The 12,291-nt window shown below is 59.4% G+C and carries 7 protein-coding genes; 4 read left to right on the top strand and 3 right to left on the bottom strand.

All coding sequences use genetic code 11. The features are described from left to right. Position 1: 1 nt before the first annotated feature. On the bottom strand, positions 2-2,833 hold the full coding sequence (gene gcvP, locus CKA38_RS02365; protein WP_108824066.1) for an aminomethyl-transferring glycine dehydrogenase: 2,832 nt from the start codon (positions 2,831-2,833) through the stop codon (positions 2-4). Positions 2,834-2,945: 112 nt separating this feature from the next. Here gcvP and CKA38_RS02370 point away from each other — a divergent pair, with 112 nt between their 5' ends. Next, positions 2,946-4,325, top strand: coding sequence for an NCS2 family permease (locus CKA38_RS02370; protein ID WP_108824067.1), 1,380 nt, complete (start codon positions 2,946-2,948; stop codon positions 4,323-4,325). Positions 4,326-4,338: 13 nt separating this feature from the next. Then, complete coding sequence (locus tag CKA38_RS02375; RefSeq protein WP_108824068.1) at positions 4,339-5,874, top strand: GTP cyclohydrolase II; 1,536 nt, start codon at positions 4,339-4,341, stop codon at positions 5,872-5,874. Positions 5,875-6,036: 162 nt separating this feature from the next. Here CKA38_RS02375 and CKA38_RS02380 read toward each other — a convergent pair whose 3' ends face one another. After that, positions 6,037-6,516 carry an META domain-containing protein gene (locus tag CKA38_RS02380; RefSeq protein WP_108824069.1) on the bottom strand — a complete coding sequence of 160 codons (480 nt, stop codon included), beginning with the start codon at positions 6,514-6,516 and terminating at the stop codon, positions 6,037-6,039. Then, the gene (locus CKA38_RS02385; RefSeq protein ID WP_108824070.1) at positions 6,513-6,968 is read right to left on the bottom strand and encodes a hypothetical protein; all 456 of its coding nucleotides are present in this window, start codon (positions 6,966-6,968) and stop codon (positions 6,513-6,515) included. The genes CKA38_RS02380 and CKA38_RS02385 overlap by 4 nt, the downstream gene beginning before the upstream one ends. A 213-nt stretch (positions 6,969-7,181) precedes the next feature. Here CKA38_RS02385 and CKA38_RS02390 point away from each other — a divergent pair, with 213 nt between their 5' ends. Together CKA38_RS02390 and CKA38_RS02395 are read left to right on the top strand one after the other, a co-directional pair. Next, on the top strand, positions 7,182-10,940 hold the full coding sequence (locus CKA38_RS02390; protein WP_108824071.1) for a TonB-dependent receptor: 3,759 nt from the start codon (positions 7,182-7,184) through the stop codon (positions 10,938-10,940). 780 nt (positions 10,941-11,720) lie between these two features. Further along, positions 11,721-12,290, top strand: a complete 570-nt coding sequence (locus CKA38_RS02395) for an ORF6N domain-containing protein (RefSeq protein ID WP_236919113.1) — start codon at positions 11,721-11,723, stop codon at positions 12,288-12,290. The last annotated feature ends 1 nt before the right edge of the window (position 12,291 follow it).

Below are 12,291 nucleotides of genomic sequence, written 5' to 3' on the forward strand. Positions count from 1 at the left end.
CTCAGGCATCAGCCGGGAGCGGCGGGCAGCTGCAAACGAGATTTCGATCGCCGTAAACATTGTCCACGCGGCCAACAGACGGCCAGAACTTGTGCTCGCGCACCCACGCGGTCGGGAACGCCGCCTGCTCGCGCGAATAGGGCCGGTCCCATGTGTCCGCGCAGACGACCTTCGCCGTGTGCGGCGCGTTTTTCAGGACGTTGTTCGTCTTGTCCGCGCGGCCCTCGACGACGTCCGCGATTTCCTTCGCGATCGCGATGAGCGCGTCGCAGAAACGGTCCAGCTCGACGAGCGATTCGCTTTCCGTCGGCTCGATCATGAGCGTGCCGGGCACGGGGAAACTCATCGTCGGCGCATGGTAGTTGTAATCCTGCAGGCGCTTCGCGATGTCGTCCACCTCGATGCCGTGCTTCTTGAACTGGCGGCAGTCGATAATGCACTCGTGCGCGACATGGCCCGTCGCGCCCTTGTAGAGAATCGGGTAGTGCGCGTCGAGCCGGCGCGCGATGTAGTTGGCGTTGAGGATCGCGAGCTTCGTCGCCATGGTGAGCCCCGCCGCGCCCATCATGCGAATATACATCCACGTGATCGGCTGCACGCTCGCGCTGCCGTGCGGCGCCGCGCTGACCGCGCCGGGCGTGTTGTATTGCGAGTGTCCGGGCAGGAACGGCGCGAGGTGTTTTGCCACGCCGATCGGGCCGACGCCCGGGCCGCCGCCGCCGTGCGGGATCGCGAAGGTTTTGTGCAGGTTGAGGTGGCAGACGTCCGCGCCGATGTGACCCGGCGAGGTGAGGCCGACTTGCGCGTTCATGTTCGCGCCGTCCATGTAAACCTGCCCGCCGTGCGAGTGCACGATGTCGCAAATCTCGCGAATCGGCGCCTCGAACACGCCGTGTGTCGAGGGATAGGTTACCATGATCGCCGCGAGGTTGTCCGCGTGCTCGGCGGCCTTGGCGCGAAGGTCGGCGACGTCGATGTTGCCCGCCGCGTCGCACGCCACGACGACCACTTTCATGCCCGCCATCACCGCCGTCGCGGGATTCGTGCCGTGCGCGCTGACCGGAATGAGGCAGATGTTGCGGCGCCCCTGCCCTTGCGCGATGAGGTAGCGGCGGATCGTGATGATGCCCGCATATTCGCCGTTCGCGCCGGAGTTCGGCTGGAGCGAAACCGCGGCGAAGCCGGTGATTTCCGCGAGCCAGGTTTCGAGGTCGGAAAACAACTTCTCGTAACCGCGCGCCTGCTCCGCCGGCGCAAACGGATGCAACGCCGCAAACTCCGGCCAGGTGATCGGGAGCATTTCGCTGGCGGCGTTGAGCTTCATCGTGCACGAGCCGAGCGAGATCATCGAATGGCAGAGCGACAGGTCGCGCGCCTCGAGCCGCTTGATGTAGCGCAGCATCTCGTGCTCGGTGTGGTAACTGTTGAAAACCGGATGCGTGAGAAACGCGCTGGTGCGGAAATGCGGATTGCGGATTGCGGATTGCGGAATGGGGGAGACGGATTTTCCGGCGATGATTTGGATGAGGTCCTCGACATCGGCGTCGGTTGTCGTCTCGTCGAGCGACACGCCGACGGTGCTCGCGTCGATTGCGCGGAGGTTGACTTGCTTCGCGGAGGCGCGGGCGTGAATGACGGACGCATCCACATTTTGGATACAAAGCGTGTCGAAAACCGGAGCGTCGTTCGTGGCGATGCCGGCGGCCTGAAGCGCGGACTGGAGGCGCAGTGTGTGCGCGTGCGCGCGGCGGGCGATTTTGCGCAATCCCTCCGGCCCGTGATACACGGCATACATCGACGCCATCACGGCGAGGAGCACTTGCGCGGTGCAAATGTTCGACGTGGCCTTGTCGCGGCGGATGTGCTGCTCGCGCGTGCCGAGCGCGAGGCGGAGCGCGGGGGCGCCCTGCGCGTCCTTCGACACGCCGACGAGTCGTCCGGGCATCTGGCGCTTGCAGGCGTCCTTGGTCGCCATGTAGCCGGCGTGCGGCCCGCCAAAACCCATCGGCACGCCGAGGCGCTGCGTGCTGCCCACGGCGACATCGGCGCCGAACTCGCCCGGCGCGCGCAACAGCGTGAGCGCGAGCAGGTCCGCCGCCACCACGCAGAGCGCGCCCGCCTCGTGCGCGCGGGCGAAGAACCCGGCGTAGTCGCAAATGTTTCCGCGCGTGTCGGGATACTGCACGATCGCGCCGCACCAGGTGGCGTCGGGCGCGGCTTTCGCGTGATCGCCCGTGACGACGTTGATGCCGAGCGGCTCGGCGCGTGTGCGGATGAGGTCGATGGTTTGCGGATGGCACGCGTCGGAAACGAAGAACGTGTTTCGCGCGGCGTTGTTCGCCATGCGATGGCAAAGCGTCATGGCCTCCGCCGCGGCGGTGGCCTCGTCGAGCAGCGAGGCGTTGGCGATGTCGAGCGCGGTGAGGTCGGTGACGAGCGTCTGGAAGTTGAGAAGTGCCTCGAGGCGGCCCTGCGAAATCTCCGCCTGGTAGGGCGTGTAGGCCGTATACCAGCCGGGGTTTTCGAGAATGGCGCGGCGAATGACCGACGGCGTGCGCGTGCCGTAATAACCGCGGCCGATGAACGAGCGGCGCATTTCGTTTTGGCGCGCGACCGCCAGCAATTCCGCCAGCGCGTCGCTCTCGCCCGCGGCCGCGGGAAGTTTCATCTCGCGCCCGAGCCGGATGCCCGCGGGCACGGTGGCGTCGATGAGCGCGTCGAGCGACGGCTGCCCGAGTGTTTCGAGCATCTTCGCAACATCGGCCTCGGTCGGCGAATTATGGCGTGGGGCAAAAACATCGGAGACGGTCTCCGCGGGCGTGGGATTTGTCATGCCGCAACGCTAGGAATCGCGCCGCGCAGCTGGCAACAGATTTAACCCCAAAAAGCGCATTTGGATTGCCCGCGCCGCAAAACAAGCTCGCCCGCCCGCCGTCCGCTTCGACATGCTTCGCGCATCAATCAAAAAGGTGAAAGGCACGCTCCAGAGAATCTTCAAGCTTGAGGAAAATCGCACCACGATTTCGCGCGAAATCCTGGCCGGGCTGACGACGTTTGCCGCGATGGCCTACGTGCTCACCGTCAATCCCGGCATCCTGGCCGACGCGGGCATGGACAAGGCCGCGCTCGTCACCATCACCGCGCTCAGCGGCGCTGTCGCCACCATCCTCATGGCGCTGCTCGCAAACTACCCGCTCGCGATGGCGCCGAGCATGGGCATCAACGCCATTTTCACCTACACAATCTGCCGCGACTTGGGCACGGGCTGGTCCGACGCGCTCGGCATGGTTTTCATCAACGGCATCCTGTTTTTCATCCTGTCCGTGACCAAGGTGCGCGCGCGCATCGTCGATTCGCTGCCCTACTCGCTCAAGATCGCCATCACTTGCGGCATCGGGCTTTTCATCGCGTTTCTCGGGTTGCAAAAGGGCGGCATCGTCGTCGCCGACCGCGACACGCTTCTCGCGGCGAGCAACTTCGCCACCCCCGAGGTCGCGCTCTGCCTCGGCGGAATCATATTCACGATGATTCTGGTCACGCGCCGCGTGCCCGGCGCGATCATCATCGGCATCATCGCAACGACAGTCGCCGGCGCGTTCATCACCGGCGCAAACGGCCGCGCGATCACGCACCTCGACCTCGCCACCGCGCGCTGGCTGCCCGCCTCGCCAGAGCCGCATTTTTTCAAGCTCACCTTCGGTTTTCTCTCCAGTTGGGACGCGTTTATCAAGGCGGTCCCCGTCATCCTCGTGCTGTTGCTGATCTCTATGTTCGACAGCATCGGCACGCTCATCGGCGTCGCCAAGCGCGCCGGGCTGCTGCGCGACGACGGCTCGCTGCCGCGCATCGGGCGCGTCTTCGTAGCCGACTCGCTCGCCGCCACATGCAGCGCGCTTTTCGGCACATCGACCGTCGTCAGCTACGCCGAGTCCGCGTCGGGCGTCGAGGCGGGCGGGCGCACCGGATTGACCGGCGTCACCGTCGCGGTGCTCATGCTGCTCGCGCTGTTTTTGACACCCGTCATCCTGTGCATCCCCAACGCCGCCATCGCGCCCGCGCTCATCATCGTCGGCGTTTTTATGATGCAGTCCGTCGTTGAGATCAAAATGGACGACTTCACCACCGCCGCGCCCGCCGTGCTCACGATCATGGCGATCCCGCTCACCTTTAGCATCGCAAACGGCATCGGCATCGGGATTCTCGCGTCGGTGCTGCTTGCGCTCTTTACCGGCAGGGCGCGATCCATCACAGTCATCGGTTACATAATCGCCGTCATCTTTTTCCTGAAATTTTTCCAACTCTTCCCGTTCAACCACGCGGGCTAAACACACCGCCGCCTTGACCACGCTTAAAAACACTCCCGACTTCGAAGCGCTCATCCGCCAGTTTCACCACGCCGAGGGAAGCGCCCTCGCGCCACTCTCGCCCGAGGACCGCCCGCTGCACGGCCAGACGCTCTACCTCGCCAGTTGCGAACTCGAAATGCGCTTTGGCAGTTTCCGCGCGCATATTTTTCAGGACATCATCGACAAGCACTACCTCATCGCGCTCGCGCACGGCGACATCACCAGCGCCGAACCTCTCCACATCCGCATGCACTCCTCGTGCGTGACAAGTGAAACCCTGCGCGGCTGCGATTGCGATTGCGTCGAACAACTCGAAAGCGCGCTCGTGCTCATCGCCAAAAAACGCCGCGGCATCCTCTTCTATCTCATGCAGGAGGGCCGCGGAGTCGGCTACGCCGCCAAGGCGCGCGACCGCATGATCGTGCAAGCCTCCGGCGACCGCCTCACCACCTTCGACGCCTACGCCTCGATGGGGCTCAAAAAAGACCACCGCCACTACGACAACATCTCGCAAATCTGCCACCTCCTCGGCATCCGCGCGCCTTTCAACGTCCTCACGAACAACCCCGACAAAGTCGCCGCCCTCCGCGCGCAAGGCATCCCCATCGCCGCCACCGAGCCGCTCGAAGTCGAGCCCTCCCCCTTCAACCTCGCCTACCTCACATCGAAAGCCACCTGCGGCGGCCACAACCTCAAGCGCCCCACCGTCAGCAAGGTCCGCCGCGCCGCGCCGCCCGAGCCCGTCGCCGCCTTCCGCCCGCACGCCCTCGCCAACGCACGCCGCTTCATCTACGCCGCCAGCTATTTTCTCCCCATAAAACAAGTCGACGACTGCGCGCTGCTAACCGGCGAACAATACCAAAAAATAACCGACGCCCACCGCGCGCTCATCCTCGAGCACACGCCGCTTCGCGACAACCGCCACCTCGTAAAAATCTCCCCCGCCGCCCTCGCCGCGCACCGCAAGGCCAACCCCGGCGACACCGTCACCGACCTTCTCGCCGCGCCCTACTGGTTCCGCACGCACGTTTATTACGACATCGTCACCTGTCAGGAACACGTCGTCCTCACGCACGGCCAGCCGCGCGCCGGCGACATCCCCGTGGTGCGCCTCCACAGCGAGGCGCTCTTCAACCGCTTCCCGCTCCGCACCGCCGCCAACCGCGACAAAATGAAGCAGTCCGTGAAGCACATCATAACCTACGGCTGCGGCGCGCTCCTGCTCATCTACAACGACGGACGAGGCGCCGGCTTCGGGGCCTACGCCACCGACCTCATGATGACGCAAACCGGCCAGGCCCGCACCACCGACGAGTCCTACCGCAAGCTCGGCATCAGTTACGACAGCCGCGACTACGACGCCGCGATGCTCCTTTTGAGGCAGCACATCCCAAATGAAAAAATCCAGATGGTGATGAACAACCCCGACAGCCTCGTGAAGAAAAACGAATACATCGCCGCATTAAAAGCGCACGCCATCGACGTGGACCGCTGGATATTCCTGGACGAACACCCGGTGTATGAGTGAGCGGCTTTGACGCATGCGCGCCTTGTTATGCCGCGTTTTTAGGCAGGGCGGTTTCGATGTTCCGAGCGGCAGCGACAGTATGACAACCGTCGCGTTTGCCGCTCGTAATTCTCGGCGAGCGCGCCCCACCCGTTAAGGTCTAAAACGCGCTCGCAACCGGAATCACTCCACTTTTTCGATGAATGTCGCCAGCACGGTTTCGCCGCCAAGAAGATCGAGCTTTCCGTTCACGATCCGCCAGCCCGTCACCGAGGGGAAGATTTTGTTGTATTTGTTCTCAAGCTCCATGTCGGGCTGCGGCCCCGCCATGCGGGTCGAAACCATCATGCCAAACGAAAGATTCGTGCCATCCAGTTTATACAGGCCGCTGTAATTGTTGACCGGCGACTTGCCTGCCGCGCGGGTGTTCGTCGCGTCGAACTGCAAGGTGGGCAGCCCCCTGTAGTCGGACGCATTCAGCACAACCCCGCCAAGGCTTTCCAGCCTCCAGGATTTCGACACCAGCACCGCCGGGTCGGTTTGCGTGATAGTGGCCGCGGCGGCCACCGCCGGCTTCGCCGATTTGTCCGCGCACGCCGATACGAAAAGCGACAGCGCCGCAATAAAAGTGAGAGAAACGATTGTCCGTGTATGTTTAGTCATGATGTTGAATTGAACAGTTCGCCCATAAATGGTTCCGAAAACAGCAAAAATGCAACCCCGTCAGGTTTTTTCAAAATAAACTTACACTTGGATCGCGGAAGCGCGGAAGGGCGGAAAAACGGAGAGACGAAATCATGGAGAAATTGACGCAGCATTTCCGCATCTTCGCCCTTTCGCATTTTCGTGATTAAACAAAATGGAATAGCCGCCAAAAAGCGCAAGAGGCGCAAAACGATTTGATCGCGGAAGCGCGGAAAGTCGGAGCCCTGCAGAAGCTCCACCGCAACCGAATGGCTGTCGTGGCGCGGACTGTCATGCCGGTTTGGAACCATGGAAAATTTGACCCAGCACTTCCGCATTTCCGCCCTTTCGCGCTTCCGCGATTTTGATGATTTCCACAAAAGCATATAAGCGTTCATCCACGCGGTGAGTTGTAACCCCTGAATGCCCATCTTTCGTATTCTTACGAAAAATCAAAGTCTTACTGTAATTTTCGGGCAAGCTGGCGCGCGTAATCAGCCCCGCGCAGTCTGCGGCTAAAGCTTAATCCTTGGATCCCCTCACCCCGCAAAAAAAACGATGACCCACACACTGTCATTTTTTCGCTTTGCTCCCCGTGCGAGACCCAAGGCCCCCGCACAAAGAACCCAGAAACTGAAGAACCCATGAACACCAATAAACAGATATCACGTTTGCGTTTTGCGTCCATGGCCGTCGGCGGACTTGTTTTGTCCGGCACGCTGGCGATGGCGCAGGCAGTCAGGCCCGAAACCACCCCGACATCCGACACCGCGCCGATCCCCGTCACAACACGGGCCGCCACCCCGGCTCCGATTGATGACGACGTCGTCATGATGTCCCCCTTCCAAGTGGATGCGACAAAGGACAAAGGTTATTATGCCGAAAACACCCTCGCCGGCAGCCGCATGCGAACAAATATCTCCGACTTGGGCGCGGCGATCTCGGTGATCACAAAACAGCAGATGGAAGACACCGCCTCGCTGGATATCAACGACGTGTTCAGGTATGAAATCAACGCGGAGGGTTCATCAACCTATACGCCAATCAGCGCCCCCGGACGCGCCGCGACGGGGTATGCGGACAACATCAGCGGCAACAGCACGGGCGGCGGTGAAATCAGAACCAACTCGGGCGCCAACCGGCTGCGCGGCATGGGCGCGCCCAGCATGGCGTTGAATTACTATTCGGCGCTCTCCCAGATTCCGTTCGATTCCTACAACGCCGCCTCCGTCGAAATCAACCGCGGCCCGAACTCGCTGCTCTTCGGCATGGGCAATCCCGCCGGCATCGTCAACATGAGCATGGCGCAAGCGTTGATAAACAAAAACACGGCGCAAGTGATGGTGCGCATCGATGACCGCGGCTCAAACCGCGCCTCGTTCAATTTCAACAAGACGCTCATCAAGGACAAACTGGCCGTCTATGGCGCGCTTTTGTATAATGACGAGCAATTCGAGCGGAAGCCCTCCTACGACATCACTCGCAGGCAGTATGCCACCGTCACCTACCAGCCGTTCAAGAGAACCAAGATCACCGCCAGCATCGAAGGCTACAAAAACGACGGCCGCCGCCCCAACTTTATGACGCCAAAGGATTATGTGACCAGCTGGGTCAATGCGGGGAAACCCGGTTATGATCCGCGAAACGGCGCGTTTGTCCTCGCGGATGGCTCCGTGGTGCCCTATGTCACAAACGCGAACTCCCCGCTTGCGGAAAACATGGTGAACTACCTCAAGGGACTGCCCAACTTCGACACCGCAAAATATACCGAAAAAAGAACCGACGGACGGCTCACGGGCGCCACCTACGACGGCGTGAATGTTTTCACGGCGGACATCATCACCAACATAAAATCCCCCATGCGCATTCCCGGCATTGGAATCCATGCGTCGAGACCTTTCCAGATGCTCGACGGCGGGAACAGCGTCGGGTTTTATGAGACCGCCGCCGACCGGGTGCTCCCATCCTGGGGGACCAAAACAGTCACGCCAGCCGAGGCGGACATCTGGGCAAACCCCGTCTGGTATAACGCCTATAACGCATCCTACACGCGCTCCCAAGGAAACGCCGCGGAATACGCCGCAACCATGCCCAGCTACAAGGACCCGGGAGTTTCCAACTCGGCGATTTATGATTGGACCGACATCAACACCAACCAGATGAACTTCGCCGAGGCCCGGAACACCAACTACAATGTTGAGTTCGAGCAGGAAATACTCCCCGGCTTGCTGCACTTCAGCGCCGGCTGGTTCAGGCAGGACTACAGGGCGGTGCAAAACTACACCGTCGCCCAGCTCGACGCGGCAACCCTGTATGTGGACACCAACCTGTATCTCCCGGACGGGACGGAAAACAAATACTTCGGGCAAGTCTATCTGGAGGACACGGACGCGGACACATGGGAAACCAGCATCAACTCCGACCAATACCGAGCCATGCTGGCCTTTACCCCGGACTTCACCAAAAACAAGGGTTGGACCCGCTGGTTGGGACGCCACAACATTCTCGGGCTCGTCTCCCATCAGGAAACCGAGACCAAGACCTATCGGAAGCGCCTCATGTTCGTGGGCGCGGGCAATCAGGCGAGCGCCTTGCGATACCTGCCCGATCCGACGCTGGGCAGCACCTGGTCCTACACTGACGGCCACGGCTCCCGGATTGGTCGCAGCGAGGATGGACGGGCCGCCTATCGCATGTATTATCTTTCCTCCCCCGGTGATCCCAGCGGCGTGGTCACGCACTCCTCCGGCGCGTGGTCCGGCGCGACCTCCTACACGGGCGATATTCTGGGATACAATTACAACACCAACCAATGGGAACCCTACAACATGACCATGGGGCTCTCCACCCACAGCGCCGGCACCGACAGGCAGGAACGCAGACTCCTCTCCTACAGCACGGCAATCACCAGCTACCTGTGGAAAGACAGGCTCATCACAACATTCGGCATCCGCCGCGATGAAAACAAAACCCGCACAACCGACAAAGGCGCCACAACCAAAGAGCAAAAGTTTGTGGACGGGTATTACCAGGATGAATTCGTGAATTCATTCAGGACAAATTGGAACGAACTCAAAGGCACCACAAAGACGGTTGGCTTCGTCCTGAAACCCTTCCTTAACTGGGATGCCATTGAGAAACGGGCCGCTGACGGCAATCTGTTTTGGGAGTTCGTGCGCGACTTTGGCATCAGCTACAACAAATCCGACAATTTCGACGCGCCTCCCGCATCCTACATAGATTACTTCGGCAGCACCCTGCCCCAACCTGTCGGCGACGGCAAGGACTACGGCGTGCAATTCTCGCTGTTCCAAAACAAACTCTTCACGCGCATTTCCTGGTTCAAGGCAACCAGCGAGAACAACTATATCAACCCCAGCTCGGCCGGCTCGCGCCTGGTCACTCTCATTGACACCAACTCATTTCGCGGCTGGGCGGAACGAATCGCCCTGCTCAACCTCACCAATATGAACGTCGTGGGAGCTCCCACCGACACCGCCGACTGGGTAAACCTCGCACGGGCTTCGATCAACGAGGACACGCTCAAGACGGAAATATCAAGGATATGGGGACAGGATTATGATTACTACACGAACCTGCCCGGAATACCTTACGGCTCCCAATCGCTGGAGGCCAAGGGTGTCGAAGTCATGATGAACTACAATCCCACTCCCAACTGGACCATGCGGCTCACCGCGGGAAAACAAAGATCTGTTTATAACAACGTTCTGAAGGAATTCGACGCGTGGTATAATCACCGAAACCAATTCATGGAGAATGCGCGCGCCGCCGACTTCCTCAACGCGGACAAGCAGCAATACGCCACCTACACACCGTTCAATTCGACGACACCGGTCATTTTGGATGAGTTCTGGAAGAGTTCGGGTTATATAGCCGAATACGGTCCCAACAATACGTATGGATACAGAAACGCCCGCGACTATTACGAAGGCGTGGTGACACCGGAGGAGCAATTGGCCAAGATTCTGCAAGGACAAGTTGCGCCGGGACAACGGAAGTATCGCGCCTCCTTTGTTACCAACTATGTCTTCACCCATGGTCCCCTGAAAGGTTTCTCCGTTGGCGGCGCCCAGCGCTGGGAGGACAAGGCCATTATTGGCTATTATGGCAAAGCCAGCAACCCTGCCACGCCCAACAAGATCGACATGGCGGACACCTCGCGCCCGATGTATGACAGCGCCAATTGGTATACCGACCTCTGGGTCGCCTACACATGCAAGGTCTTCAACAACAAAGCGCGCATGAAAATCCAACTCAATGTGACCGATGTCTTCCAAGACGGAGAGTTGCAAGTGGTCGCGAGAAACTACGACGGCTCCCCCGTCTCGTATCGCATCATGGACCCGCGCAAGTTCATCCTGACGGCCACCTTCGATTTCTAAGCCGGTTCATGGGTTTTGACCGACTGGTCCGAGCAAAGGCATCCCCAAAAAGGGGATGCCTTTTTTATCGAAGCACTTTAGAAAATAGAAAGACACAAAAAGAATTGATCGCGAAAGCGCGGAAGGACGGAAAATCGGAACCATTTAAGAAGCTCCGCCACAATCGAATAGCCTTCGTAGCGCGGACTGCCAAGGCTGCCGGTTTGGAATCATGGAAATTTGACTCAGTTTTTCCGCACCTCCGCTCTTCCGCGTTTCCGCGATTAACCGAATGGATAGCCACAAAAAGGCACAAGAGGCGCAAAAGAATTGATCGCGGAAACGCGGAAGGACGGAAAGCCGGAATCATTTAAGAAACTTCGCCACAACCGAATAGCCTTGGTAGCGCGGACTGCCAAGGCTGCCGGTTTGGAATCATGGAAATTTGACTCAGCTTTTCTGCACTTCCGCCCTTCCGCGTTTTCGCGATTAGCCAAATGGAATAGCCACAAAAAGGCACAAGAGACGCAAAAAAGAATTGATCGCGGAAGCGCGGAAGAACGGAAGTGCGGAATCATTTAAGAAGCTCTGTCTCAATCGAATAGCCTTCGTAACGCGGACTGCCAAGTCTGCCGGTTTGTAATCCTGGAAATTTGACTCAGCTTTCCGAACTTCCGCACTTCCGCTCTTCCGCGTTTCCGCGATTATGTATTTTCGGTGAAGCAAAATTCTTGTGTTCAAAACAAGGAGGTGCATTGTGTTGGGCTATCCCAAGAACAGTAAGCCTGACAAGATGTTACCATGTCCCCTCCCGACCTCATTCCCGTGGAGCATGTCCAATCGCGAATCCTCGTGCTGCGCGGTCAACGGGTCATAATCGACAGGGATTTGGCCCGGCTTTACGGCGTGACCACCAAGCGGCTGAATGAACAGGTGAAACGCAATCAACGGCGGTTTCCCGAGGATTTTGTTTTTCAACTCACCAAGGCGGAAAAGACAGAGGTGGTCGCAAAATGCGACCACCTTGGCAACTTGCGATTTAGCAATACATTGCCTTATGCCTTCACCGAGCATGGGGCGATTCAGGCGGCCAATGTGATAAACTCTGCCACCGCCGAGAAAATGGGCGTGATGGTTGTCCGAACGTTCATTCAACTCCGGCAAATGATGGGGAGTCACAAGACTCTCACGGCAAAGCTGACTGAATGGATGCGCGCTTGGGCGAACATGACGAGCAAATCGCCCTGCTGGTTGAAGCCATTCGCAATCTCACTATACTTGGAAGCCCGATTCATAAGCGGAAAATCGGTTTTGTTTGCACTGATGCCTGAGCGTCCTTTGTCATTAACATCAAATAAATCACGCACATAAA

The sequence above is a fragment of the Ereboglobus luteus genome (assembly GCF_003096195.1).
Taxonomy (GTDB): Bacteria; Verrucomicrobiota; Verrucomicrobiia; order Opitutales; family Opitutaceae; genus Ereboglobus; species Ereboglobus luteus.

What these genes read in the sequence shown, in the direction of transcription:
- CKA38_RS02390 (WP_108824071.1), top strand. Translation starts at nt 7,182, where the DNA reads ATGAACACCAATAAACAGATATCACGTTTGCGTTTTGCGTCCATGGCC.
- CKA38_RS02370 (WP_108824067.1), top strand. Translation starts at nt 2,946, where the DNA reads ATGCTTCGCGCATCAATCAAAAAGGTGAAAGGCACGCTCCAGAGAATC.
- CKA38_RS02385 (WP_108824070.1), bottom strand. Translation starts at nt 6,968, where the DNA reads ATGGGCATTCAGGGGTTACAACTCACCGCGTGGATGAACGCTTATATG.
- gcvP (WP_108824066.1), bottom strand. Translation starts at nt 2,833, where the DNA reads ATGACAAATCCCACGCCCGCGGAGACCGTCTCCGATGTTTTTGCCCCA.
- CKA38_RS02380 (WP_108824069.1), bottom strand. Translation starts at nt 6,516, where the DNA reads ATGACTAAACATACACGGACAATCGTTTCTCTCACTTTTATTGCGGCG.
- CKA38_RS02395 (WP_236919113.1), top strand. Translation starts at nt 11,721, where the DNA reads ATGTCCCCTCCCGACCTCATTCCCGTGGAGCATGTCCAATCGCGAATC.